The sequence below is a fragment of the Actinosynnema sp. CS-041913 genome, from assembly GCF_050942485.1.
Taxonomy (GTDB): Bacteria; Actinomycetota; Actinomycetes; order Mycobacteriales; family Pseudonocardiaceae; genus Actinosynnema.
Map to the genome: position 1 here is coordinate 7,365,819 of NZ_CP192037.1, position 25,383 is coordinate 7,391,201.

The 25,383-nt window shown below is 71.4% G+C and carries 25 protein-coding genes; 3 read left to right on the forward strand and 22 right to left on the reverse strand.

Translation table 11 applies throughout. From position 1 onward, the window contains the following. Nucleotides 1-54: 54 nt before the first annotated feature. The 12 genes from ACQPZF_RS32990 to ftsW form a co-directional block, all read right to left on the reverse strand. Nucleotides 55-573 (reverse strand): hypothetical protein, encoded by a 519-nt coding sequence (locus tag ACQPZF_RS32990; protein ID WP_433263714.1) that lies wholly within the window; start codon nt 571-573, stop codon nt 55-57. Nucleotides 574-595: 22 nt separating this feature from the next. Next, on the reverse strand, nt 596-1,408 hold the full coding sequence (gene wag31, locus ACQPZF_RS32995) for a DivIVA-like cell division protein Wag31 (RefSeq protein ID WP_184690543.1): 813 nt from the start codon (nt 1,406-1,408) through the stop codon (nt 596-598). Between the two features lie 45 nt (nt 1,409-1,453). Beyond that, entirely contained in the window at nt 1,454-1,729 is a 276-nt protein-coding gene (locus ACQPZF_RS33000; RefSeq protein WP_433274816.1) for a YggT family protein, read from the reverse strand. A gap of 29 nt (nt 1,730-1,758) precedes the next feature. After that, nucleotides 1,759-2,376 (reverse strand): cell division protein SepF, encoded by a 618-nt coding sequence (locus ACQPZF_RS33005; protein ID WP_433263716.1) that lies wholly within the window; start codon nt 2,374-2,376, stop codon nt 1,759-1,761. Nucleotides 2,377-2,444: 68 nt separating this feature from the next. Continuing rightward, a complete protein-coding gene (locus tag ACQPZF_RS33010) occupies nt 2,445-3,143 on the reverse strand; it encodes a YggS family pyridoxal phosphate-dependent enzyme (RefSeq protein ID WP_433263718.1) in 699 nt (232 codons plus the stop codon). After that, a complete protein-coding gene (gene pgeF, locus ACQPZF_RS33015) occupies nt 3,140-3,844 on the reverse strand; it encodes a peptidoglycan editing factor PgeF (RefSeq protein ID WP_433263720.1) in 705 nt (234 codons plus the stop codon). The genes ACQPZF_RS33010 and pgeF overlap by 4 nt, the downstream gene beginning before the upstream one ends. A 703-nt stretch (nt 3,845-4,547) precedes the next feature. After that, on the reverse strand, nt 4,548-5,837 hold the full coding sequence (gene ftsZ, locus ACQPZF_RS33020; RefSeq protein WP_433274818.1) for a cell division protein FtsZ: 1,290 nt from the start codon (nt 5,835-5,837) through the stop codon (nt 4,548-4,550). A gap of 209 nt (nt 5,838-6,046) precedes the next feature. Then, the gene (locus tag ACQPZF_RS33025; protein ID WP_433263722.1) at nt 6,047-6,571 is read right to left on the reverse strand and encodes a DinB family protein; all 525 of its coding nucleotides are present in this window, start codon (nt 6,569-6,571) and stop codon (nt 6,047-6,049) included. A gap of 260 nt (nt 6,572-6,831) precedes the next feature. Then, nucleotides 6,832-7,560 carry a cell division protein FtsQ/DivIB gene (locus ACQPZF_RS33030; RefSeq protein ID WP_433263724.1) on the reverse strand — a complete coding sequence of 243 codons (729 nt, stop codon included), beginning with the start codon at nt 7,558-7,560 and terminating at the stop codon, nt 6,832-6,834. Further along, entirely contained in the window at nt 7,560-8,984 is a 1,425-nt protein-coding gene (gene murC, locus ACQPZF_RS33035; protein WP_433274820.1) for a UDP-N-acetylmuramate--L-alanine ligase, read from the reverse strand. Before murC ends, ACQPZF_RS33030 begins: the two co-directional genes overlap by 1 nt. Before the next feature lie 26 nt (nt 8,985-9,010). Beyond that, nucleotides 9,011-10,114, reverse strand: coding sequence for an undecaprenyldiphospho-muramoylpentapeptide beta-N-acetylglucosaminyltransferase (murG, locus tag ACQPZF_RS33040; RefSeq protein ID WP_433263726.1), 1,104 nt, complete (start codon nt 10,112-10,114; stop codon nt 9,011-9,013). Nucleotides 10,115-10,144: 30 nt separating this feature from the next. Continuing rightward, complete coding sequence (gene ftsW, locus ACQPZF_RS33045; RefSeq protein ID WP_433263728.1) at nt 10,145-11,593, reverse strand: putative lipid II flippase FtsW; 1,449 nt, start codon at nt 11,591-11,593, stop codon at nt 10,145-10,147. A gap of 143 nt (nt 11,594-11,736) precedes the next feature. Here ftsW and ACQPZF_RS33050 point away from each other — a divergent pair, with 143 nt between their 5' ends. Continuing rightward, complete coding sequence (locus ACQPZF_RS33050) at nt 11,737-12,597, forward strand: aminoglycoside phosphotransferase family protein (protein WP_433263730.1); 861 nt, start codon at nt 11,737-11,739, stop codon at nt 12,595-12,597. Here the strand turns inward: ACQPZF_RS33050 and ACQPZF_RS33055 are convergent. Continuing rightward, entirely contained in the window at nt 12,587-12,763 is a 177-nt protein-coding gene (locus ACQPZF_RS33055; protein WP_433263732.1) for a DUF397 domain-containing protein, read from the reverse strand. The two genes, ACQPZF_RS33050 and ACQPZF_RS33055, sit on opposite strands and share 11 nt — an antisense overlap. Before the next feature lie 5 nt (nt 12,764-12,768). Next, nucleotides 12,769-13,614: a helix-turn-helix domain-containing protein gene (locus tag ACQPZF_RS33060; RefSeq protein WP_433263734.1), complete on the reverse strand. Its 846-nt coding sequence runs from the start codon at nt 13,612-13,614 to the stop codon at nt 12,769-12,771. Between the two features lie 103 nt (nt 13,615-13,717). On the opposite strand from ACQPZF_RS33060, the gene ACQPZF_RS33065 reads away from it, so the two are divergent. Further along, nucleotides 13,718-14,062 (forward strand): hypothetical protein, encoded by a 345-nt coding sequence (locus ACQPZF_RS33065; protein WP_433263736.1) that lies wholly within the window; start codon nt 13,718-13,720, stop codon nt 14,060-14,062. Between the two features lie 48 nt (nt 14,063-14,110). On the opposite strand, the gene murD is transcribed toward ACQPZF_RS33065, so the two are convergent. From murD to mraZ, 8 genes are all read right to left on the reverse strand, one after another. Beyond that, nucleotides 14,111-15,478 (reverse strand): UDP-N-acetylmuramoyl-L-alanine--D-glutamate ligase, encoded by a 1,368-nt coding sequence (gene murD / locus ACQPZF_RS33070; RefSeq protein ID WP_433263738.1) that lies wholly within the window; start codon nt 15,476-15,478, stop codon nt 14,111-14,113. A 3-nt stretch (nt 15,479-15,481) separates the two neighbouring features. Next, nucleotides 15,482-16,570 carry a phospho-N-acetylmuramoyl-pentapeptide-transferase gene (gene mraY / locus ACQPZF_RS33075; RefSeq protein WP_433263740.1) on the reverse strand — a complete coding sequence of 363 codons (1,089 nt, stop codon included), beginning with the start codon at nt 16,568-16,570 and terminating at the stop codon, nt 15,482-15,484. Beyond that, entirely contained in the window at nt 16,567-18,027 is a 1,461-nt protein-coding gene (locus tag ACQPZF_RS33080) for a UDP-N-acetylmuramoyl-tripeptide--D-alanyl-D-alanine ligase (RefSeq protein ID WP_433263742.1), read from the reverse strand. Before ACQPZF_RS33080 ends, mraY begins: the two co-directional genes overlap by 4 nt. Next, on the reverse strand, nt 18,024-19,553 hold the full coding sequence (locus ACQPZF_RS33085; protein ID WP_433263744.1) for a UDP-N-acetylmuramoyl-L-alanyl-D-glutamate--2,6-diaminopimelate ligase: 1,530 nt from the start codon (nt 19,551-19,553) through the stop codon (nt 18,024-18,026). Before ACQPZF_RS33085 ends, ACQPZF_RS33080 begins: the two co-directional genes overlap by 4 nt. Before the next feature lie 115 nt (nt 19,554-19,668). Beyond that, nucleotides 19,669-21,579 (reverse strand): peptidoglycan D,D-transpeptidase FtsI family protein, encoded by a 1,911-nt coding sequence (locus ACQPZF_RS33090; RefSeq protein WP_433263746.1) that lies wholly within the window; start codon nt 21,577-21,579, stop codon nt 19,669-19,671. Further along, nucleotides 21,579-22,304: a hypothetical protein gene (locus tag ACQPZF_RS33095; RefSeq protein ID WP_433263748.1), complete on the reverse strand. Its 726-nt coding sequence runs from the start codon at nt 22,302-22,304 to the stop codon at nt 21,579-21,581. Before ACQPZF_RS33095 ends, ACQPZF_RS33090 begins: the two co-directional genes overlap by 1 nt. Then, the gene (rsmH, locus tag ACQPZF_RS33100; protein ID WP_433263750.1) at nt 22,301-23,245 is read right to left on the reverse strand and encodes a 16S rRNA (cytosine(1402)-N(4))-methyltransferase RsmH; all 945 of its coding nucleotides are present in this window, start codon (nt 23,243-23,245) and stop codon (nt 22,301-22,303) included. Before rsmH ends, ACQPZF_RS33095 begins: the two co-directional genes overlap by 4 nt. Nucleotides 23,246-23,406: 161 nt before the next feature. Continuing rightward, nucleotides 23,407-23,838: a division/cell wall cluster transcriptional repressor MraZ gene (gene mraZ / locus ACQPZF_RS33105; RefSeq protein WP_433263751.1), complete on the reverse strand. Its 432-nt coding sequence runs from the start codon at nt 23,836-23,838 to the stop codon at nt 23,407-23,409. A 449-nt stretch (nt 23,839-24,287) separates the two neighbouring features. Between mraZ and ACQPZF_RS33110 the strand changes: the two genes are divergently transcribed. After that, complete coding sequence (locus tag ACQPZF_RS33110) at nt 24,288-25,382, forward strand: AAA family ATPase (RefSeq protein WP_433263753.1); 1,095 nt, start codon at nt 24,288-24,290, stop codon at nt 25,380-25,382. Nucleotide 25,383 lies beyond the last annotated feature (1 nt).

Here is a 25,383-nt window from a genome sequence, read left to right on the forward strand (position 1 = left end):
CCAGCGTAACCGGTCCGCGCAAACCGGTTGTCGGGCCGTTCCACTCCCGCGGCACTAGGCCCCGGCGGCACGATTCCGCGCCGCCAGGGTCGAGTCCGGGCGGCACACCGCGCACGGCGTGAAGCCGAGCTGACGGGCCTCGGACACCGGCAGGCCCAGCGACGCCCGACCGTCCAGCCAGGTGCACGCGGCCAGGTGGTAGCGCGGTCGCTCGTCCACCACCCTGATCTCGTCGGCCAGCTCGGCGACGATCAGCAGGTCGGCCGCGTCGGTGTCCTCCTCCTCGGGCTCTGTCGCCTGATCGGGTGACACGGGGGCGTCGTCGTCGACACCGTCCTCGTCCGCGGGATGATCGACAGCGGGAGGCTGCCGATCACCCGGCTCCGCCGTGGCGCCGGCCGCCCCGGGGGTCGGACCCGACCGGCGGCGCAGCCACCAGTCCCAGACCAGGACCAGGGCCGCCGCCGCGCTCGCGCCCACGGAGAGCCACGCCCAATGGGTCTGGGCGGAGGTCAGCGCGGGCACGAGCAGCCCCAGGGCGGCCAGCACCAACAGCAGAACGATGTAGAGCACGTCCGCAGACTAGATCAACGGGTCAGCCCGCTTCGGCGCGTGCCCCGAACGAGTAGCCCTGCTGGCGGCCATCGGACGGTGCGGCCGGGCCGCGGTCCTGCAGGTCGCGCAGCGAGGACTCCAGCATGGTCTTGAGCCGGGTCCGGTACTCGCGCTCGAACGTCTGGAGCTTGTCGATCTGCTTCTCGAGCGTGTTCTTCTCCTGGGTGATGTTGCCCATCACCTCGGCGTGCTTGCGCTGCGCGTCGCGGTCGAGCGCGCCCGCCTTCTCGCGGGCCTGCCGCTCCAGTGTCTCGGCACGGGTGCGCGCGTCGTTCAGCATGGTCTCGGCACGGGTGCGCGCCTCGTTGACCATCGTGTCGGCCTTGGCGCGGGCCTCGGAGAGGAGCTGCTCGGACTTCGTCCGGGCCTCCGACAGCATCCCGTCGGCCTCGGCCTTGGCCTCCCCGGTGAGCCGGTCGGCCATCTCCTGGGCCAACCCGAGCACCTTCGCGGCCTGGACGTGGTGGTCCCCACCACCACCGGGTGAAGTCTGCTCCAGCGCCGAGGGGGGTGGCACCGGGGCGAGTCGGCGAGGCTCGTCGACGACGCGGCTCGGACCGACGCCGGCGGCGACCTTGGCCCGTGCGTCCTCAAGATCGGCGCGTGCGGTCTCGACCTGCTGGTCGAGCTGCTCGACCTGCTGGCGCAGGTCGTTGTTCTCCTCGATCAGGCGGGCGAGCTCGCCCTCAACCAGGTCGAGGAACGCGTCCACCTCGTCCTCGTTGTAGCCCCGCTTGCCAATCGGCGGCTTGCTGAACGCGACGTTGTGCACGTCCGCGGGGGTCAACGGCATCAGATCACCTCACGCACTCCTGGGCTGTGGACATCCCTGGTCCCCTCACCTGGGATCGGCTACTCGCATCAGAATGATAACGACCAGCAACAGCACAATAATGGACAAGTCCAGACCGATGCCCCCGATCCGCACCGTCGGGATGAGCCGGCGGAGCAGTCGGACCGGGGGATCGGTCACCGTGTAGACGGTCTCCAGGGCCACCGCGACGCCGCCCGCCGGCCGCCACTCCCTGGCAAAAGACCGGACGAGCTCCACCACGACACGCGCCGTGAGCAGCAGCCAGAACGAGAACAGCACGTAGTAGACCACGAGCGACAGGGCATACACACCGTCAACTGTGCCATCACTCACCCGTGGTTGAGGAACCCGCCCTCCGCGAGCCGCCTCCGATCCTCCGCCGTGACGTCGATGTTCGGCGGTGAGAGGAGGAACACCTTATTGGTGACCTTGTCGATCGAGCCGCGCAGCGCGAACGCCAGCCCGGCCGCGAAGTCCACCAGCCGCTTGGCGTCCGCGTCGTCCATGTCGGTGAGGTTCATGATCACCGGGGTGCCGTCGCGGTAGTGCTCGCCGATGGTCCGCGCCTCGTTGTAGCTGCGCGGGTTGAGCGTGGTGATGCGGCCCAACTGGGTGCGGGCGGGCTCGGGCGCCGAGCGGACCCGGGATACCGGCTCCCGCTGCGGCTCGACGGCCAGCGCGCCGTGCGTGGGCTCGGCGCTCCAGGACCGCCGCGACCGGGCGCGCGCGTCCGGCTCGTAGTCCACGGCGTCGTCCTGCTCACCGCGGTAGCGGTTCACCGGGCGACGGCCGTTGCGCTGGTCGGGGTAGGTCTCGTAGTCCTCGGGCTCGGCGTACTCGGGCCGGTAGTCGTAGCGGCCCGGACGGTCGTGCTCGTAGTCCGGGTCGTCGGCGTACTCGGCGGGAACCATCCCGAAGTAGGCCTTCAGCTTGTGAAACCCGCTCATGGTCGAGCCCTTCCTCCGCCGATCCCTACCCGCAAGGACGTCGCGGCCGTCCCAGAGGTTCCAGACAGTTACGGCGAGGCTAGTCTCCGGCTGCCCAGCAACGCTGTTCCGACACGCACGCACGTGGAACCGCACGCGATGGCATCTTCCAGGTCACCGGACATCCCCGCCGAGATCACGTTGGCAGTGGGATGATCGTCACGCAAGCGGGTTACCGCACCTTGTAGAGCGTCAAACGCCTGCACTGGAGACATCCCGAGGGGTGCGACGGTCATCACACCGCGCAGCACAAGTTCATCCTTCCGAGCGACATACTCGGCCAGTCGCGGAACGTCCGGCAGCGGACAACCGCCCCGTTGCGGGTCGCCGTCGATGCTGACCTGGATCAACACGTCGAGCGCCCGGCCGGCGGCCCTGGCCAGCGCGTCCACCAGCCGCTCGGAGTCGACCGAGTCGACTTGGTCGGCCCAGCCGACGACGGATCTGGCCTTGTTCCGCTGGAGGCTGCCGACCATGTGCCACCGAGCCGACGCGTCCGGTCGCAGCGCGCCGAACTCCGCCACCTTGGCCCCGGCCTCCTGGTCGCGGTTCTCGGCGAACTCGGTGAGCCCGAGATCACTCAAAAGTGCGACATCCGCAGCCGGAAACGTCTTGGTGACCGCGAGCAACGTCACCTCGGCCGAATCCCGCCCGACCGCGTCACAAGCCCGCTCGATCCGCTGACGAACCTCAGCGAGGTTCGCCGCCAACTCGTCCCGCCGGTTCACCCGTCGATCCAGATCACGCCGGCGATCCGCCCAGTGCCGGGATCCCGCCGATGGCTGAAGAGGTCCCGCTCCTCGACCGTGCAACGAGGGTCGACACCCACCTTGCCGACCCCGGCGTCGGCCAACTGCTGCCACAACCCGGCCCGCAGATCAAGGGACGGCTTGCCGGCACGAGTCTTGGCCGCACTACCCGGCAGGTGCTTCTCGACATCGTCCCGCATCCCGGCGGGCACCTCGTAGCACTGCCCGCACACCGCCGGCCCGAGCAACACCTCGACCCGCCCCAACTCGGCCCCGAGCCCGCGCATCGCCTCCAGCGCGGCAGGCACCACACCGACCCGCGCGCCGACCCGTCCGGCGTGGACAGCGGCGATCACCCCGGCCTCGGGATCACCGAGCAGCACCGGCACGCAGTCGGCGGTGAGCACCACGAGCGCGAGCTTCGGAACATCGGTGACCACCGCGTCAGTAGCTTCGAGCGGCCCGTCCTGAGGCCCGTCGACCACCTGAACCGTCCGCCCGTGCACCTGCTCCATCCACACCAGCCGGTCCTCGGACAACCCGAGCCCTTCAGCCAACCGCCGGCGATTGGCAACGACAGCAGCCGGATCATCCCCGACGTGATCGCCAAGGTTGAACGACTCGAACGAGGACTTCGAAACCCCACCCTGCCGGGTAGTCACGACACGACGAATGCGCACCCCCACAGCCTGCCACGCACACCAACGCGCACGAGCACACCGACCCGAAGCCCGCGCGAGAGCACAGCAGCCCGAGGCTGGCGCAGGCACAACCACCCGAAGCCCGCGCGAGCACAGCAGCTAGGAGCTTGCGCGAGCACAAAGAAGGGGCCTCGTGTTCTCCCCGTATGGCCTGCCCGCAGGGCTACCGCGCTTGTCCAGGGAGCGCAAGCACGCTTTTCGCTTGCGCTCCCTGGACAAGGGTGGTGGTCTTTGACCAGGTCATACGGGGAGAACACGACGCCTTGCCCTTCCTCCCCGGAGGCCTGCCCAGCGGCGAGCGCCCGCTTTTGATCTTTGGTCTTGAGGCGGTCGCGATCGCGCTTCGACGAAGAGCTACAAGCGTCCTCGCCGGACAGGCAGGCCGCCAAGGATGATCACAAAAGCAGGACCAGGGCGTCGTGCCATCCCCGTATGACCTGGTCAAAGACCACCACCCTTGTCAGGGATGCGCAAGCGAAAAGCGTGCTTGCGCATCCCTGACAAGCGCGGTTCCCTGCGGGCAGGCCATACGGGGATGACACGCAGCCCACCGACAGGTGTGCGCGCTGCGCGCGCCACTGCAAGAGCGCGAAGCTCGCCACTGCGAACAGCAAGAAAAAGGGAGACCCGCCGACTGGTCGGCGGGTCTCCCTCTCGAAGTGCTGGGCCTCAGGGCACCTGGCTAACGTCGCATGAAGGGCGGGACGTCCACCTCGTCGTCCGGGTCGTCCGTCACCGGCACGGCGCGGCTGGGCAGTCCGCCCTGCGGCAGGGTCCGGGGCATGGTCGGCTGGGGCTGCGGCACCGGGGTCGGCGTCGGGGTGGGCGGAGGCGTCTGGTACGCGGGTGGCGGGTTGCCGTTGGTCTGCGGCGGCACGGTCGGCCTGGGTGGCATCACCGGCGGGGGCGCCTGTTCCACCGGCTGGACGGGCTGCTGGTTCACCACGCCCGATTGCCCCGGAGCCACCGGCCCGCCACGGGTCGAGCTGGACAGCGCCTGGGGTTCCAGCTTCTTGTGCGTCGGTCCCCCGCTGTCGAAGCCGGCGGCGATCACCGTGACCCGGACCTCGTCGCCCAGCGAGTCGTCGATCACCGTGCCGAAGATGATGTTCGCGTCCGGGTGGGCGGCTTCCTGGACGAGCGACGCCGACTCGTTGATCTCGAACAGGCCCAGGTCGGAACCGCCCGCGATGGAGAGCAGCACGCCGTGCGCGCCCTCCATGGACGCTTCCAGCAGGGGCGAGTTGATCGCCTTCTGCGCGGCCTGCACCGCCCGGCCCTCGCCTCTCGCCGAGCCGATGCCCATCAGCGCCGAGCCCGCGCCGGACATGACCGACTTCACGTCGGCGAAGTCCAGGTTGATCAGACCGGGCGTGGTGATCAGGTCCGTGATGCCCTGGACACCGGACAGCAGGACCTCGTCCGCCGAGCGGAAGGCGTCCATCAGGCTGACGCCGATGTCGCCGAGCTGGAGCAGCCGGTCGTTGGGGATGACGATCAGCGTGTCGCACTCGTTGCGGAGCGCCTGTATGCCGTCTTCCGCCTGCTTGGCGCGGCGCTTGCCCTCGAACGAGAACGGCCGGGTGACGACGCCGATGGTGAGGGCGCCGAGCTTGCGGGCGATGGACGCCACGACCGGCGCGCCGCCGGTGCCCGTGCCGCCGCCCTCGCCGGCCGTGACGAACACCATGTCGGCGCCCTTGAGGACTTCCTCGATCTCTTCGCGGTGGTCCTCGGCGGCCCTGTGGCCCACCTCGGGGTTCGCGCCCGCGCCGAGGCCGCGGGTCAGTTCACGGCCGATGTCGAGCTTCACGTCGGCGTCGGACATCAGCAGAGCCTGTGCGTCGGTGTTCACCGCGATGAACTCGACACCCTTGAGCCCGACCTCGATCATCCGGTTGACGGCGTTCACACCGCCACCGCCGATGCCGACGACCTTTATCACCGCGAGGTAGTTGTGCGGGGGCGTCATCGGATCCGCCTTCCTGATCGTGTCCGTGCTCATGTGCTGGAGTGGATGACCACCGGTGTCACACCCGGACGGAGCTCCACCCGGATTGAAACCCTCAACCAGAGGTCAAGAGTTATGTCAACCCCGTATGTTCTTGCAGGACGTTATGCACGAAGAATGCCTCGGTCCAGCAGCCACGCCGTGTTGTGTCCCGACCGGGTGAGCCACGTCTACTCGCCGGTCACCCCGTCGAGCATCTCGCGCACCACGTCCAGGTGCCCCGCGTGCCGACCCGTCTCCTCGATGAGATGGATCAGCACCCAGCGCGTGGAAAGCCGCTTGTCCCCGCGGAACACCACCTCGTGGTCGAGGTCGAGCCCCGCGGCGACCTCCCGGCTCACCGCGCACTGCGCAGCGTAGTCGGCCACCAATCCCGAGATCGTCTCACCCGGCTCGATCCGCCAGTCGGCGTCCGGATCCTCCCGCGAATACGGGGCCACGTCCGGCTGCCCCAGCAGCGCCACCCGGAACCAGTAGTGCTCCACCCACCGCAGGTGCTTGACGATGCCCGCGGCCGTGTTGAGCGGCGACGGGAGCACCGAACGGCGGGCGTCCTCTTCGGACAGTCCGGCCACCTTCAGCTCGATGGTGCCGCGCAGGTAGTCCAGGAAACCGCCCAGCAGCGAACGTTCATCGCCGGTGAACGGCACGTCCACCCGGTCCTCGGGCCTGGTCACGATCTTCGTCTCGGTCATGGCGCGCAGTATCGCGGCAGGTCACGGCTGCGCAGAACCGAGTTTCGCCCGAACCTCCGCCGACGTGGGACGTCCGACCGCTCCGACGCCCGCCGCCACGCGCGCACCGCGGCCTCGTGGTCGCCCACCGCGTGGTGAGCATCACCCAACCGTAGAGCGGGTCGCCGGCCCCGAACCGGTTGCCGACCTTCTCCCACAGCGTCGCGGAAGGCTCGCACGGCATGCGCGATCCCGCTTCCGGGAGCGCGCCCAGCCGGGAGTCAGGACACCGTCGGCAGCTCCGGGCTCGACACGTCGAACACCGTTCCTTCACGGGTCATCAACACCTGCGCCACGGCCGCCTTGCGCGGCGTGTCCACCGCCGACCCCCACCGGATCTCCCGGCCGGCGGTCAGCGCCAGCTTCACGTCCGCGCCGGTGGTGGCCGACACGGTGAGCACTTCCCGCCGCAGTTCCTCGGGCAGCCCGGTCAGCACGGCGACCGCGGCCGGCAGCCCCGCCGGCTCGGCGGTCAGCTCCGGCAGGCCCTCCGGCGGCTGCGCCAGCACCGCGTAGTCCTTGCCGGTGGCGTCCACCAGGTGGGCGCCGTCGGCCAGGTCGACCACCGCGACCGGCGTGCGCTCGTCCACGGTGAGCCGCACGGTCCCCGGCACCGACCGCTCCACCCGCACCGCCGCCACCCGGGACAGCTTGCGCACGCGCTCCACGATCCCGTCGACGTCCAGCCGGACCAGCGGCGTGCCCTCTTCGATCTCGGCGGCCTGGCGCACCTCGTCGGCGGTCAGCTCCACGACCCCCTGCACCTCCACCTCCCGCACGCCCAGCAGCGGCGTGAACCAGACCGCGCCCACCACGCCGGTCACCACCAGCAGGACGAGGACCGCGATCGCCCGGCGGCGCAGCACCGTGCGCCGGGACGGTCCGCCACGCCCGGCCGGGCGCCGCCGCCGCACGGGGGCGGGGCGGCGGCGCGCCGTGGGCGTGCTCATCACCGGTCCAGCTCGCCGACGATCTCCGAGCCGAGCATGGTCACGTCGCCCGCGCCCATGGTCACCACCACGTCGCCGTCCCCGACCAGGCCCGCCACCAGCGCGGGCACCCGGTCGAACGACGGCTCGTAGTGCACCTTCTCCGGAGCCAGCGGCACCTTGCCCGCCACCAGCGCACCGGTCACACCCGGCTCGGGGTCCTCCCGCGCGCCGTAGACGTCGAGCACCACGACCTCGTCGGCCAGGCCGAGCGCGGTGCCGAACTCGTCCGCGAACAGCCTGGTCCGCGAGTACAGGTGCGGCTGGAACACCACGACCAGCTTGCCCTCGCCCGCGACCGGCCGGGCGGCGGTGAGCTGCGCGGCGACCTCCGTCGGGTGGTGGGCGTAGTCGTCGTAGACCCGCACGCCCGCCCCATGGCCCTTGAACTCGAACCGCCGGCGCACCCCGCCGAACGCGGCCAGGCCCTCCAGCACGCAGTCCCGCGCCGCGCCCAGCTCCAGCGCCGCGACCAGGGCCGCGATCGCGTTGCCCGCCATGTGCTCGCCGGGCACCGCGACGCGGATGTCCACCGTCTCGCCGCCGACCTCCACGACCGCGAGCCCGCCGCCGTCGCGGGGCCGGTAGTCGACCAGCCTCGCCGCGTCCGGGCCGGTGGCCGTGCGGCCGTACGGGCGGACCCGGATGCCCCGGGCGGTCGCCCGCGCGGCGAGGGCCGCCGCGCCCGGGTCGTCCACGCACGCCACCAGCACCCCGTCGGGCCGGACGCGTTCCAGGAACGAGTCGAACACCGCGACGTACGCCTCCACGGTGCCGTGGTGGTCCAGGTGGTCGGCTTCGACGTTGGTCACCACCGCCACGGACGGCGCGAAGAACAGGAACGACCCGTCGCTCTCGTCGGCCTCGGCCACGAACACGCCGCCCGTGCCCTGGTGGGCGTTCGCGCCGGACTCGTTCAGGTCGCCGCCGATCGCGAAGGAGGGGTCCATCCGGCAGTGTTGCAGGGCGACCGTGAGCATCGAGGTCGTGGACGTCTTGCCGTGCGTGCCGGCGACGCAGGCCACGCGGTGGTCCAGCATCAGCGCGGCCAGCGCCTCGGCCCGCCGCAGCACCACCACACCGCGTTCGCGCGCGGCCACCAGCTCGGGGTTGCCCTCGCGGATCGCCGTGGACACCACGACCGCCGTCGGACCGCCGTCGAGCTGGTCCAGGTGCGCGCTCTCGTGGCCGAGCGCGATGGCCGCGCCCTGCGCCCGCAGCGCCAGCACGGTGCGCGAGTCCTTGGCGTCCGAGCCGGACACCTGCGCGCCCCGGGCCAGCAGGATCCGCGCGATGCCGCTCATACCCGCGCCGCCGATGCCGACCAGGTGCACCCGGTCGAGCACGGTGGACGGATCGCCCGGCAGGCCCTCGTCGCCGCGCACCGCGCCGCGGAGTTCTCCGGCGTTGTTCACTTCTCGATCACTTCCAGGACGATGCGGGCCAGCACCTCGTCGGCCTCCCGGTGGCCGGTGCCGAGCGTCGCGGCGGTCATCGCGGCCAGCCGCGCGCGGTCCGCGACCAGCGGCACCACGTGCTGCGTGACCCACTGCGGCGTCAACTGGTCGTCGGGCACCAAGAGCCCGCCGCCCGCGCGCACCACCGGACCGGCGTTCAGCGCCTGCTCGCCGTTGCCGATCGGCAGCGGCACGAACACCGCCGGCAGGCCCACCGCCGACACCTCGGCGACGGTCATCGCGCCGGCTCTGCACAGCACCGCGTCGGCCGCCGCGTAGGCGAGGTCCATCCGCTCCAGGTACGGCACCGGCACGTACGCGGGCGCGCCCGGCACCGACTGCACCGCGACGGTGTGCTTCGGCCCGTGCGCGTGCAGCACGCCGATCCCGGCCTGCGCGAACGCGGACGCCGCGCCGGTCACCGCGTTGTTGATGGTCCGCGCGCCCTGGGAGCCGCCGAACACCAGCAGCGTCGGCGCGTCCGGGTGGAGCCCGAAGTGCGCGCGGGCCTGCGCCCGCAGCGCGGCCCGGTCCAGCGACGTGATGGAGTGCCGCAGCGGGATGCCGATGATCTCCGCGTCGGTCAGCCCCGAGTCGGGCACGGCGGCGGCGACCCGGGTGGCGAACTTCGCGCCGACCTTGTTCGCCAGGCCGCTCTTCGCGTTGGCCTCGTGCACCACGATCGGCACCCGGCCGCGCGCGGCGAGGTAGGCGGGCAGCGACACGTAGCCGCCGAACCCGACGACCACGTCCGCGCCGACGCGCTCCAGCACCTCGCGGGTGCGCCGGACCGACTCGCGGACCCGCAGCGGCAGCTTGAGCAGGTCGGGCGACGGCTTGCGCGGCATCGGCACCGGCGGGATCAGCTCCAGCGGGTAGCCGCGCGCGGGCACCAGCTTGTTCTCCAACCCCCGCTCGGTGCCGAGCGCGACCACACGCGCGTCGGGCCGCAGCCGCATGACGGCGTCGGCCAGGGCCAGGGCGGGCTCGATGTGCCCGGCGGTGCCGCCTCCGGCGACCACCACGCACGGTCCGACCTGCTGGGGAACCCCGGTCACGCACTTCCTCCTTGTTCGGTACTGCAACGGCTATCGCCCGTCGCGACGCCGGGACCGATCCTGGGTCGCTCTGCGGGAGTCGCGCCGACGGTACTCCGACGGCGGAGCGTGCCGGCCGGCCATCCTCCGCTCGTCCACCGGCGGCGGCGCGGCCTTGCGCCCGCGCGGCGGCGTGGACGGCCGGACCGGCTTGCGCTTGGGCGGCGGCTTGTAGGCCACCGGCGCGGGCAGCTTGAGCACCCCGCCGACCCGGCCCGGACCGAGCGACCGCAGCGCGGACACCGCTTCGGGCTCGTGCCGGGCGCAACTGGCGAGGATGCCGAACACCACCATCGTGGTGACGATCGACGTGCCGCCGGACGAGATCATCGGCAGCGTGATGCCGGTGACGGGCAGCAGCTTGACGACGTACCCGATGTTGATCGCGGCCTGCGCGACCAGCCACACGGTCAGCGTCGCCGACACCATCCGGATCCACGGGTCGGTGTTCCGCGCGGCGATCCGCAGCCCCACGACCGCCAGCAGCGCGAACAGCCCGAGCACCACCAGGCACCCGATGAAGCCGAGTTCCTCGCCGATCACGGCGAAGATGAAGTCGCTGTGCACGTTGGGCAGGTAACGCCACTTCGAGCTGCCGTTGGTCAGCCCCTTGCCGAAGAACCCGCCTTCGGCCAACGCGAACAACGCCTGCCGCGCCTGGAGCCCCGCGCCCAGCGGGTCCTTGTCGGGGTCCAGGTAGGTCATCACGCGCTCCAACCGGTACGGCGAGCCGACCGCCAGCACCACTGCGCCGGACACCGCGCCGATCGCGATCACGCCGAAGAACCGCATCGGCGCGCCCACGAACCAGAGCAGGCTGATCAGCACCACGCCGAGCGTGATCGTGCCGCCGAGGTCGGGCTGGAGCATCACGAGCGCGAACACGACCAGCGCCACCGGCACTACCGGCACCAGCAGGTGCCGGTACTGGTCCAGCAACGCCCGCTTGGTCACCAGGACGTGCGCGCCCCACAGCGCGAGCGCCAGCTTGGCCGCCTCGATGGGCTGGAACGAGATCGACCCGATGATGAACCACGACTGCGCGCCGTAGTTCTCCGTCCCCAGCGGGGTCAGGACGAGCACGAGCATGATCACGCAGGCCAGCATCGCCATCGTGCTGACGTGCCGGATCTTGCGCAGCGGGATGCGCAGGACGATCAGGAACAGCACCGTGCCCACGGCCACGTAGAGGAGCTGCTTCTGGAACACGCTGTACGCGGACGCGCCCACGGCGACCTCGCCGGGAGCGGACGCGGACAGCACCATGATGAGCCCGATGGCGGTCAGCAGGCCGAAGATCGCGAGCAGCAGGTGGAAATCGGCCAGCGGCCGGCTCAGCCACGCGGTGAGCGCGCTGCGGACCACGACCACCCGGCCGCCGCGCCGGGCAGGTGCGGCCGGGGGTGGCCGTTCCGCGATCGCTCTGTCCACCGCTGTCATACGTGCATCGTCTCCCGCTTCGCGCGGGGAAAGGGGAAAATCCGCCGCGTGTCGCTCAGACGCGATCCCGATCACGCCCTTGACCGCCCAGTGGACGCCCGAAACCGGTTGACGGTTGCTCGCGGGCGCGATCGGATCGGCCCGTGCACCCCGACGAACCGACGATCGACCCGCCCCTCGTCCGCCGTCTGCTGGTCGAGCGCTGCCCGGCATGGGCCGACCTGCCGTTGCGGCGGGTGCGGTCGGCGGGCACCGACAACGCCATGTACCGACTGGGTGACGACATGGTCGTGCGACTGCCCCGCGTCGGCTGGGCCGTCGACAGCATCACGCACGAGTACGAATGGCTGTCACGACTGGCCCCACACCTGCCGGTCGCCGTCCCGGAACCCCTGGCACTCGGCGAACCCACCGCCGACTACCCGTGGCCCTGGGCGGTGTACCGCTGGCTGGACGGCGAGAACCCCACCCACGTCCCGCCCGGTTTCGCCCAGGACATCGCCGGATTCGTCGCGGAACTGCGCGGGCTCCGACTCCCCGACCCGCCGGTCGCGGGTCGCGGCAAACCCCTGGCGACAAGGGATGCGGCCACCCGCGAGGCGATCGACGCGTTGGGCGACCGGGTGGACACCGCAGCCGTCACCGCCGTGTGGGAGTCGGCGCTGGCGGCGCCCCCGTGGGACGGCGACCCGGTGTGGGTGCACGCGGACCTGTCACCGGGGAACGTGTTGGTGGCGGAGGGAAAACTCAGCGCCGTGATCGACTTCTCGTCGACCGGCGTCGGCGATCCCGCCGCGGACCTGCCGGTGGCGTGGAACCTGCTGCCGGCCCGGGACCGCGCCGAGTTCCGGGCCGTGCTGGGTGACGACGACGCCACCTGGGAACGCGGCCGTGGCCTGGCGCTGTCGATCGCGTTGATCCAGTTGCCGTACTACTGGGACACCAACCCGACGCTGGTCGCCAACTCCTGGCGCGTCCTCGGGGAGCTGTTGGCTAGCGCTTGAGCCCAGCCAGGAACGCCGCCATCGAACGCCCGGAGAACCCCAGCACCGGCCCAGCGGAGTTCTTGCTGTCCCGCACCCGGAAGGCAGTGGTCGACCGCGCCACTTCGACGCACGCGCCGGAACCGTTGCTACGGCTGCTCTTGCGCCACTCCGACCACATGGTCATCTCCCTCAGGTTTCACCGATCACACGCCGGATCAGTGCTACCGACTCGCGCGGATCGAGCGCCGATGCGCGCAAGTGGTTGAACACCAGGCTATACCGCTCCACCTCGGCCGCGTCATCCAGATAGAGGCCGCCAGTCAGGTTGTCGATGTAGACGACGCTCGGAAAGTCCAGGAACTTCAACAGGTGGAAGGCAGTTCCCATCGCCATGTGCTGCCCCTTGTCGAACGGCAGCACCTGAAGCGTGACGTTGGGCAGTTCGGCCAGCTTCAGCAGGTGGAGCAACTGCTCCTGATGGACTTCACTGCCCCCGACGACCCGACGCAGGGCAGCCTCATCGAGGATCCCCCACACGACCAGCGAGCCGTCTTCCACGCGGTGCTGCCTGGTCTGGCGCAACTCGGCACGCTTGTCGATCACTTCGTCACGGGCGTCGGGGGCGTAGGCGCGCATGACCTGTCGGGCGTACGCAGGTGTCTGGAAGAGGCCGGGAACGAGGTCGATCTCGAAGATGCTGACGGTGTTCGCTTCCGATTCCAGGACCACGTACTCGGAGAACCAGTCGAACAGGACGTCGCCGTAGACGTGCCACCACCCGCGCTTCTTCGCGACCTTCGCCAACCGCAGGAGCCACTGGAGCTTCTCAGGATCGGCCCGGTACAGTTCGGCGAGAGCCTTGGTGTCCACTATGGACACACCGGTGATCGCCGACTCGATCCGGCTGATCTTGGACTTGGAGAAGCCCAACTCGCGGATCACGTCGTCGAAGCTGAGGCCGGCTTCCTCGCGGAGCTGGACCAATGCGCTCGCCAACACACGTCGGCGAACCCCCGGACCCTGGTTCTGCGGCATGACTGCGACATTAGCGGCAAAACAGACCACTGATCGGGTGAACTTCAGCAACACAGCCCTCTGCTGTGTTGCAGCAAAATGCCGTCGGGTGGACTGTTGCGCCATGACCACGATCAATGACGCGCTAGCCCGCGCCCATCACCTGCTCCAGCAGGACATGCTGGGCTACCTGGACACCGTCGAGCACCTGACCAGCGAGTACGACACCGACGACGACACGATCCTGACCGTCGCGCGCACCGAGGTGCCCCGCCTGATCGCCGCCCTGCGCGGCACGGTCACCGGCCACAAGCCCGACCTGCACGGCCTGTGCCTGGGCTGCCCGCCCACCTGGGTCGACGGCCGGCTGGGGCGCGAAGCCTGGCCGTGCCCGACGATCTCGCGCGCGCAAGAGTTCCTGAAGAACCCCGACAGCATCTACGACTCCGTGCCCCACGAGAGGCCCTGACAGCGACCGGCACGACCTACGACAAGCACAACCCACGACAAGCACGACCTACGAACGGCCGTCCCCACCGGTCAGGGCGCGCACCGCGTCCGCGAACGCCTTGCCCCGGTGCGCGTAGTCGCTGAACATGTCCATCGAAGCCGCCGCCGGAGCCAGCACCACCGCGTCCCCCGGCTGCGCCATCGAACGGGCCGCGCGCACCGCGTCGTCCATGGTCGCGTCGTCCAGCACCGCCACCGGCACGGACGGCGCGTGCCGGGACAACGCCGAAGCGATGACCTCCCGGTCCGCCCCGATCAGCACCGCCCCCCGCAGCCGGTGCCCCTCGGACCGCACCAACTCGTCCACCGAAGCGCCCTTCAACAACCCGCCGGCCACCCACACGACGCTCTCGTGCGACCGCAACGACGCCGAGGCCGCGTGCGGGTTGGTCGCCTTCGAATCGTTGACGTAGGAAACCCCGCCGGACTCCGCGACGAACTCCGCCCGGTGCGCGCCGGGCCGGAAGTCCCGCAGGCCCTGACCGACCGCCTCCGCCGACACGCCGTGCGCCCGAGCCAGCGCGGCGGCGGCCAGCGCGTCCGCGACACCGGGCGGTCCGCCGGGCCGGATGTCCGACACGGCCGCCAGCACGGCGTCCGGGCCGAACGCGCGGTCGACCAGGTTGCCGTCCAGCACGCCGAGCTGCCCCTCCGCCGGCGCGCCCAGCGTGAAACCGACGTGGGCGGCGGCCGGCGACGAGGCCAGCAGCCGTGCCACATGAGGGTCGTCGACGCCGGCGACGGCCACCTCGCCCGTCAGCACACCGGCCTTGGCGGCGGCGTACTCCTCGAACGAGCCGTGCCAGTCGAGGTGGTCCTCGGCCAGGTTCAGCAGCACGCCCGCCGCCGGGCGCACCGACGGCGACCAGTGGAGCTGGAAGCTCGACAGCTCCACCGCGAGCACCCGGTGCCCGGCCAGCAGGGCGTCCACCACGGGCAGGCCGACGTTCCCGCACGCCGCCGCGTCGAGGCCGGCCGCCCGCAGGATCGACTCCAGCATCCCGACCGTCGTGGTCTTGCCGTTCGTGCCGGTCACCGCCAGCCACCCGGGCGGGTCGGCCAGTTCCAGGCCCATCCGCCAGGCCAGCTCCACCTCGCCGATCACCTCGACGCCCGCCGCCCCGGCCGCGACCAGCAGCGGGCTGTCCGGCCGCCAGCCGGGGCTGGTGACCACCAGCTCCACCTCCGGCGGCGGCGCGACCAGGCCCGGCACCAGGGCCACGCCCGGCAGCATCGGCTCCAGCGCCGCCAACCGGTCGGCGCTGCCGTCGGTGACCGTCACCGACGCGCCCGCCGCGAGCAGCGCCTCGGCGGCGGACCGGCCGGTCACCCCGGCTCCGGCGACCAGGACGTGGCGACCGGCCAGGAATCCCATGCGTCAGCTCCCCGCCGCGGTCAGCCACTCGCTGTAGAACAGGCCCAGGCCCAGCATGCAGCACATGCCCGCCAGCAGCCAGAACCGGATGATCACCGTGGTTTCCGCCCACCCGGCCAGCTCGAAGTGGTGGTGGAACGGGGCCATTCGGAACAGCCGCCGCCGGGACGTGCGGAACACCGCGACCTGCAACACCACCGACAACGCCTCGACCACGAACAGACCGCCGATCACGACCATCAGCAGCTCGGTGCGGGTCGTGATGGACAGGCCCGCCACCAGGCCGCCCAGCGCGAGGGAACCGGTGTCGCCCATGAAGATCTTGGCCGGCGCGGCGTTCCACCACAGGAAGCCGATGCAGCCCGCCATCGCGGCGGCGGCCACCACCGCCAGGTCCAGCGGGTCGCGCACGTCGTAGCAGCCGGCCACCAGCAGGTTCGAGCAGTTGTAGCGGAACTGCCAGAAGCTGATCACCACGTAGGTGCCGAGCACCATCGCCGACGTGCCGCCCGCGAGGCCGTCCGCGCCGTCGGTCAGGTTGACCGCGTTCGACCAGGCGCTGATCGCCGCGTAGCAGAACACCACGAACCCGACCACGCCGAACGACACGACCGCGATGTCCCGCACGAACGACAGGTTCACCGACGCGGGCGTGAGGCCGTCCTTGTTCGGGAACTGCACGACCAGGACCGCGAAGATGATGGTGGCGACGAACTGGCCGACCAGCTTGGCCGTCTTGTTCAGCCCCAGGTTGCGCTGTTTGCGGATCTTGATGAAGTCGTCCAGGAAGCCCACGACGCCCAGCGACGTGGTCAGCATCAGCACCAGCAGGCCGGACGCGCTGGGCGTCTGCTCGGCCGCCGACGCGGACATCGAGTTCACCAGGTGCGCGCCGAGGTAGCCCGCCCACATCGCGACCAGGATCGCGACGCCGCCCATGGTGGGCGTGCCGCGCTTGGTCTTGTGGCTCTGCGGACCCTCTTCGCGGATCTCCTGGCCGAAGCCCTGCCGCGAGAAGATCTTGATCAGGTACGGCGTCAGCATGATCGACGCGATCAGCGCGATGGCCGCCGCGATGAGGATGCTCTTCACTTGCTGACCGCCTCCAGGAGAGCCTCGGCAACCCGCCACAGGCCGTATGAGTTGGATGCCTTGACCAGCACGACGTCACCCGGCCGAACCTGGTCGCGCAGCAGCTCCACGGCCGCCGCGACATCGGGCACCAGTACCGCTTCTTCGCCCCATGATCCTTCCAGGTGCGCCCCCTGGTGCATCGGGCGGGCGTCCGGACCGACCACGACCAGCTTGTTGATGTCCAGGCGTACCGCGAGCCTGCCGATCTCGTCGTGCGCGCGGACGTGGTCCGCACCCAGTTCCGCCATGGGGCCCAGCACGGCCCAGCTTCGCCGGGCGGGCGTGGCGGCCCGGGAGATCGTGGCCAGCGACTTCAGCGCGGCGCGCACGGACTCCGGGTTCGCGTTGTAAGCGTCGTTGACGATCGTCACACCGTCAGGACGTTCGGTGACGGCCATGCGATGCGCCGACACGCGTTCGGCTTTGCCGAGCGCGTCGGCGATCTGCCGCGGCGTCGCGCCGAGTTCCAGCGCGACCGCGGCGGCGGTGAGCGCGTTGCCGACCTGGTGCGGCCCGTGCACGGCGAGCCGGACCTGCGCCTCGCCCTGCGGGGTGACCAGCCGGAAGCCCGCGCGGGCGTGCGCGTCGAGTTCGATGTCGACGGCCCGGACCTGCGCGGCGCTGTGCTCGCCGACCAGCACGACCTTGGCCTTCGTGCGGTCCGCCATGCCCGCGACCAGCGGGTCGTCGGCGTTCAGGACCGCCACGCCGTCCTCGGGCAGGGCCTCCACGAGTTCGCCCTTGGCCTGCGCGATGCCCTGCCGGGAGCCGAACTCGCCGAGGTGCGCGCTGCCGACGTTGAGCACGGCGCCGACCTTCGGCGGGGCCACCCGGCACAGCTCGGCGATGTGGCCGGGGCCGCGCGCGGACAGTTCGAGCACCAGGAAACGGGTGTCCGCGTCGGCGCGCAGGGCCGTCCACGGGTGGCCGAGTTCGTTGTTGAACGACCCCGGCGGGGCGATGGTCGGGCCGAGCGGCGCGAGGACCTGGGCGATCAGGTCCTTGGTGGACGTCTTGCCGGACGAGCCGGTGACGCCGACGACGGTCAGGTCCGCGAGCCGGTCGGTGACGTGGCGGGCCAGCTTCGCCAGCGCCGCGAGGACCGCCGCGCCCACGCCGTCCGTGTCGCCGGACAGGACGTAGGCCCGGCCGTGCCCGGCGTCCACCGGGGGCACGATGACGGCGGGCGCGTCCACCGGACGTCCGGCGAGGACACCCGCCGCGCCCAGGGCGACGGCCTGCGCCGCGAAGTCGTGGCCGTCGACCCGCGCGCCGGGCAGCGCCAGGAACAGGCCGCCGGCGGTGAGCTTGCGGGAGTCGAACTCCACGGAGCCGGTGACGACCGGCGTGCCGTCGGTGCCGTGCAGCGTGCCGCCGACGATCCGGGCGATCTCGGCCAGGCTGAGCGGGATCACTGGTGCGCCTCCCTGATGGCCGAAGCCAAGGTATCCACGTCGGAGAACGGGTGCACGACACCCGCAACCTCTTGTCCGGTCTCGTGCCCCTTGCCCGCGATCACGACGACGTCGCCGGCGTGGGCCAGCGACACCGCGTGCCGGATGGCGTGCCCCCGGTCGCCGATCTCGACCACCTCGCCGCGCTCGGTCTCCGCGAGCGCCAGAGCGCCCCGCAGCATCGCGGCGCGGATCGCGGCGGGGTCCTCGCTGCGCGGGTTGTCGTCGGTGACGATGAGGACGTCGCTGCGCCGGGCGGCCTCCTCGCCCATCAGCGGGCGTTTGGCGGTGTCCCGGTCGCCGCCGCAGCCGAGGACCGTGATGATCCGGCCGGCGGACCGGGCCCGGACGGCGTCCAGGGCCAGCGCGACCGCCTGCGGCTTGTGCGAGTAGTCCACGACGGCCGCGAAGTCCTGGCCCTCGTCCACCCGCTGCATCCGGCCGGGCACCCACACCTCGGCCAGACCGCGCCGGATCGCCTCGACGTCGATCCCCCGCGCGTGCAGGCAGGCGATCGCGAGCAGGGCGTTGGCGACGTTGAACTCGCCGGGCAGCCGCAGCTCGACGTCGACGGACAGACCGGGCCCGTGGGCGGTGAACGACTGCTCGCCGGTCGCCGAGACCCGGACGTCGGACGCGGTCCAGTCGGCCTCGCCGGTGATCGACACGGTGATCGTGCCGGGCTTCACCAGCCGCCGCCCCCACTCGCCGTCGACGCACACCACCTCCGTCCGGGCCCGGCCGTCGAACAGCTTGGCCTTGGTCCGGAAGTAGTCCTCCATGTCCGGGTGGAAGTCCAGGTGGTCCTGGGAGAGGTTGGTGAACGCGCCGACCGCGAACCCGACCCCGCCGACCCGGCCGAGGCGCAGGGCGTGGCTGGAGACCTCCATGGTCACGTCCGTGACGCCCCGCTCCTCCATGACGGCGAGCAAGGCGTGCAGGTCGGGCGCTTCGGGCGTGGTCAGCGCGCTGTCCAGCCGCTCGCCCGCGATCCGGGTCTCGACGGTGCCGATGAGCCCGGTCTCCCGCCCGGCGGCCTTCAGCACCGCCTCGATCAGGTAGCTGGTGGTGGTCTTGCCCGAGGTCCCGGTGATGCCGAACACCGCGAGCCGGGTGGACGGGTCGCCGTAGACGTGGGCGGCCAGCACCCCCAGCACCTCCCGGGGGTCCGGGTGCACCAGCACCGGGACGCCGTCGCCGACCTTCGCCGCGCCCGCCTCGTCGGTCAGCACCGCCACCGCGCCCAGCGCGAGGGCCTGGTGGGCGAAGTCCGCGCCGTGCGCGCGGGCGCCGGGCAGCGCGGCGAACAGGTCGCCGGGCCGGACGTGCTGGGCCCGCAACGTCACGCCGCTGACGAGCACGTGGGCGCGGTCGGGCGCGGTGAGGCGCGCGTCCACGGTCGAGGCGAGTTCGGACACGGCGACGGGCTGGACGCGGGAAGGGCGAGGCGGGGCGGTCGCGACCTTGCCCTCAAGCTTGGCAGGCACGCGCGGAAGGCTACCGGCGCACGGAGAGTGTCCACCCACCACGTCCACTCACGACACTTGTCGAAGGACCGGCGGGACGACACGCGGACCAGCGGACCGGCGGGGACGACACTTGTCAGAGGACCAGCGGGACGACGGGGCTCTGCTCGGCCGACAGCGGGACCTGGTAGCGCTGGGACAGGTAGGACGCGATGTCGTGGAACAGCGGCGCCGCCGACTCGCTGTACATGCCGCCGGCCGACGGCGCGTCGAGCATGATCCCCACCACAAAGCGCGGGTTGTCGGCCGGGAAGATGCCCGCGAACGTGATCCAGTACGAGCTGTTGCTGTAGCAGCCGCAGTTCTTGTCCACCTGCTGCGCGGTGCCCGTCTTGCCCGAGACCTGGTAGCCCGGCAGGGCCGCCGACGGGCCGGTGCCGGTCTGGTTCCCCGGCGCCTTCTGCACCACGGCGCGGAACATGTCGCGGACCGTCTTCGCCGTCTGCGGGCTCACCACGCGGGTCTCCTCGGGACGCGGCGTCTCCTTGCGCACGCCGTTCTCGTCCACCTCGGCGCGGATGATGCGCGGCGGGACGCGCACGCCGTCGTTCGCGATCGCCTGGTACATGCCGGTCATCTGCAGCAGCGTCATGTTCAGGCCCTGCCCGATCGGCAGGTTGCCGAACGTCGAGCCGGACCACTGGTTGCGCGGCGGCACCGAGCCCGGCTCCTCGCCCGGCAGACCGGACTCGGTGCGCTTGCCGAGGCCGAACTTGCGCAGCATCTCCGCGTACCGGTCCTCGCCGATCTTCTGCGCGGTCATCAGGGTGCCGACGTTCGAGGACTTCGCGAACACGCCGGTGAACGTCATGTCCTGCACGGGGTGGTCCGCCGCGTCCCGGATGACCCGGTCGGCGACCTTGATCCGGTCGTCCACGGTCAGCACGCTGTCCGGCTGGTAGATGCCGTCCTCGATGGCCGTGGCGGCGGTGACCACCTTGTTCACCGAACCCGGCTCGAACACCGACGTCACCGCCGCGTTGCGGGTCTGGTCCGCGGCGGCCTTGCCGAAGTCCGCCGGGTCGAACGTCTTGTCGTTCGCCATCGCCAGGATCTCGGCCGTGCGCATGTCCAGCACCACCGCCGAGCCGGTCTTCGCGCCCGACTTCGCGGTGTACTCGGTGACCATCCGCTGCAACGCGTACTGCGTGTCCACGTCCAGCGTCAGCTCCAGGCTGCGGCCGGGCGTCGCGGCGGCCAGCTCGCGCGACCGGTCGGGGCCGGGGATGACCACGTTGTTGTTGCCCTGCATGGTGTCCACCACGCGGCGGCCGTTGCGGCCGGCGAGCAGGTTGTCCTGCGAGTTCTCCAGGCCGAGCAGACCGTGCGTGGCGGGCGGCTCCTGGTCCTTGCGCCAGTTCGCCGCGCCGACGATGTTCGACGCCAGGTCGCCGTTCGGGTAGACCCGAACCGCCCGGTACTCGGAGCCGATGTCGGCGTACTTGTCGGTGATCGTGGCGGCCTTGCCGGGATCGATGTTGTCCACGAGTTCGATGTAGGTGGTGTCCTCGGTGAGCATCCCGTACATGGTCCGCTCGTCGGTCTTCTGGCCGCCGACCTCGGTGCCGAGGGTGTCCTGGATGAACCGGGCGACCGATTTCGCCCAGTCCTCGTAGCTGCCGATCGAGGGGTCGGTGTCCTGCGCCTTCACCCACTTCTCGCGGGTCATCTGCGGCACTGCGTAGAGGGCGCGCGCCTCGATGCTGAACGCGAGCTGGTTGCCGTTCCGGTCGGTGATGGAGCCGCGGGCGGCCGGGATGTCGATGAACGTCGCCCGCTGCTTCTCGGCCTGCTCGGACAGGGCCTCCGCCTGGAACCCCTGCACCTGCACCAGCTTGATCCCGGCCGACAGCAGCGCGCCGACCAGCAGCAGCCGGCCGATCGCGAGGCGGACACGGCTGTTCCCGCCGCGCCGCCGCTTGGCCGGGGCCGGTCCGCGGACCGACAGTGGCCGCCGCGCGGGCCTGCCCCGGCTGGGACCTGGCATCACCGACCCCCGGGCAGTTGCTCGCCCTGCGGCGACTGCTCACCCTGACCCGGCTGCTCACCCTGCGGCGGCTGCTCGCCCTGCCCCGGCTGCCCGCCTTGCGGCGACTGCTCACCCTGCGGCGGCTGCCCCTCGGCCTGCCCCTGGCCGCCGGCCTGCTGCTGCCCGTTCGGGTCGGCCTGCTGCTGGTTCCGCTGCGCGTTCGGATCCGGGGCGGGGGTTTCGGACGGTGGCGGTTCGGGGGCCTTGGCCTCCGAGGGCTTGCCGTAGACCTCGACCGTCCCGTCCGGCAGCAGCCGCAGCCGCGCCGGGTCGTCGACCGGCACCAGGCCGAGCTTCGCCGCCGCCTCCGCGAGCTTCAGCGGCGACTCGCCGAGCGCCACCTCCTGCCGGAGCTGCTCGGCCTGCCGCGCGAGCCTGGTCTCCTCGGCGCGTGCGTCCTGGAGCCGGTACGAGTCCGCCGTCGCCTGCGTCGACAGCCACATGATCGCCGTGATGCCCACCCCGAGCACCACCATCACCATGATCACGAACGGGGTCCGGGGCGCGATCGCCTGCCGGCGGGTCACCGCCGGGCCGCGGGCGGGCCGGGTGCGCTGCGCCCGACGCGCGTAAGCCCGCTCCGCCGCCGCCGAACGGGGGCGGGCGGGCACGGACTTCAGGGCGCGCTCGCGCGGCTTCGCCGGGGCCGACGGCACGCCGTTCGCCCGTGCGGGTGCGGTCATGTCGCCTCCCGGATGCGTTCCGCCGCCCGGAGTCGTACCGGTGCGGCCCTGGGGTTCTCCTCGATCTCCTGCTCGTTCGCCACCTCGGCGCCCCGGGTCACGAGCCGCAGCTCGGGGCCGTGGCCGGGCAGCTCCACCGGCAGGTCCTGCGGTGTCCGCGAGACGGCCAGCGCGGCGAACGCCCGCTTGACCATCCGGTCTTCCAGCGACTGGTAGGACTCCACGACGATCCGGCCGCCCACCGCGAGCACCGACAGCGCGGCGGGCAGGGCCTGGCGCAGCGACTCCAGCTCGCCGTTGACCTCGATCCGCAGCGCCTGGAACGTCCGCTTCGCCGGGTGGCCCCCGGTCCGCCTGGTCGCGGCCGGCACCACGCTGTAGAGCAGCTCGACCAGCCGGCCGCTGTTCGTGAACGGCTCGCGCTCGCGCTCCCGCGCCACCGCCGAGGCGATCTTGCGGGCGAACCGCTCCTCGCCGTAGTCGCGCAGGATGCGGGTCAGGTCGTCCACCGGGTACTCGTTGAGCACGTCCGCCGCCGTCATGCCGGTGCCCGCGCTCATCCGCATGTCCAGCGGCGAGTCGCGGGAGTAGGCGAAGCCGCGCTCCTCGGCGTCGAGCTGCAGCGACGAGACGCCCAGGTCCATCAGGACGCCGTCCACCGGGCCGTCGACCGCGTCCGCGATCCGGTCGTACGTGGTGCGCACGAACGTGACCCGGTCCGCGTACGGCGCGAGCCGCTGCCGGGACAGCTCGATCGCCTGCGGGTCGCGGTCCAGCCCGATCAGGCGCACCCGCGGGTGCGCCCGCAGCACGGCCTCGGAGTGCCCGCCCAGCCCCAGGGTGCAGTCCACGAAGACCGCGTCCCGGTCGGCCAGCGCGGGCGCCAGCAGGGCGAGGACGCGGTCGAGCAGCACCGGCACGTGTCGCGCCCGCTCCACCATGTCCACTCCCAAGCATCCCCCCGCCGTGACAAGAAATTCGGGTGTCGTCAGGTCCCCGCCCGCCCGTCGGACCTGGCGCCGGGGAAGGTGCGCCAGGGCCGAAAGCCGAGCGGACCGAGGCCTCACGGCACCCGATACCTCAAGCATTCCCATGCCCTCACTCAGAAGACGCCCGGCAGCACCTCCTCGCGAGCCTCGGCGTAGCTGTCCTCGTGCTCGTCCAGGTAGCGCTGCCACGCCTGCGCGTCCCAGATCTCCAGCCGGTTGATCGCGCCGATGACCACGCACTCCTTGGTCAGCCCCGCGTAGCGGCGCAGTTCCGGTGCGATGGACACCCGGCCCTGGCCGTCCGGCCGCTGCTCGTCGGTGCCGGCGAACAGGTAGCGCTGGTAGGCGCGGACCGCCTCGTTGGTGAACGGCGCTTCCGCGATCTTGCGCGCCATCAACTCGAACTCGGCCCGCGGGAACACGTAGAGGCAGTGGTCCTGGCCCTTGGTGACCATGAGACCCCCCGCTAGCGCGTCCCGGAACTTCGCAGGCAGCGTCAACCGGCCCTTGTCGTCCAGCTTGGGGTGGTGCGTGCCCAGGAACACGGCAACCCACCTCCCGCGGCCGGAGATCGAACCGGCAGTGGAGCCCCCGTCTGCCCCACCGGCCGCCACAGTACCCCACTTTTCTCCACAGTCAACGCTGAAACGGGTGGTCGCACGGCACGTCGTTCCCTGTTTACGCAGGTAGAGGCCGGATGGCCGGAGTGGGTCACGGTGGGGGACGCAGGGCACCTCCACCTCCGCGGGTGAGCGCATCCGACCGGAATCCCACTCGAACGGCCCAGCGAAATCGGGCAAAACCGGTTCACCCGATGGTCTGGTGGGGAATGGTGGTGGGAGCGGGTGAACCGGCCGGGCCCGGCGGCCGTGGAAACCGGCGGGACGAAACTGTTCAATCGGTGTAGGGCGCTTCGCTCTGGTTTGACACACTGCGTGAAACGCTCACCGCCTCCGCGAACCGGTCGCGGGTGGGCCCCTCTTCAGGAGGTCGAGTGACTCCGAGTACCCAGCCAGCCGCGCTGCCCGAACACTCGTACGGGGGCGGTGGGCTCAACCACGTGAACAACACTGCCCACCCGAACGGCCGGCCAGACGAGGTGCTCGCCGAACTGCACGCCGTGGTGGGACGCATCGCGGCCAACGTCGAGAAGGTCATCGTCGGCAAGCCCGACGTGGTGCGCGTCGCGATCGTGACGCTGCTGGCCGAGGGCCACCTGCTGGTGGAGGACGTGCCGGGGGTCGGCAAGACCTCGCTCGCCAAGGCGCTGGCCCGGTCCATCGACTGTTCGGTGAGCCGCATCCAGTTCACCCCGGACCTGCTGCCCAGCGACATCACCGGTGTGTCGATCTACAACCGGCAGGACAACGACTTCGAGTTCCGCCCCGGCCCGGTGTTCGCGAACATCGTGGTCGGCGACGAGATCAACCGCGCGTCGCCCAAGACGCAGTCGGCGCTGCTGGAGTGCATGGAGGAGCACCAGGTCACGGTCGACGGGAACACCTACCCGCTGAGCGCGCCGTTCATGGTGATCGCCACGCAGAACCCGATCGAGATGGAGGGCACCTACGCCCTGCCCGAGGCGCAGCGCGACCGGTTCACCGCGCGCGTCTCCATCGGGTACCCGGACCCGCAGGCCGAGCTGGCGATGGTGGACGAGCACGCGGGCAGCGACCCGATGGCGCTGCTGCGCCCGGTGTCGGACGCCGACCAGGTGCTCAAGCTGGTGCACGCGGTGCGGCGGGTGCACCTGTCGCAGGAGATCCGCCGGTACGCGGTCGAGCTGGTGGGCGCCACGCGGCGGCTGCCGGAGCTGCGGCTGGGCGCGTCGCCGCGGTCCACGTTGCAGCTCGTGCGGTCGGCGCGGGCGCAGGCGGCGCTGGCCGGGCGCGATTTCGTGGTGCCCGACGACATCCACGCGGTGGCCGTGCCCGTGCTGGCGCACCGGCTGGTGCTGACCGCCGAGGCGCAGGCCGCCCGCCGGTCGTCCGCCGACCTGGTGCGCAACCTGTTGCAGCGGGTGCCGGTGCCGCAGGCGGCGATGGACCCGACGGGCCAGTTCCTGCACTCCATGAACCAGAACCGCTGAC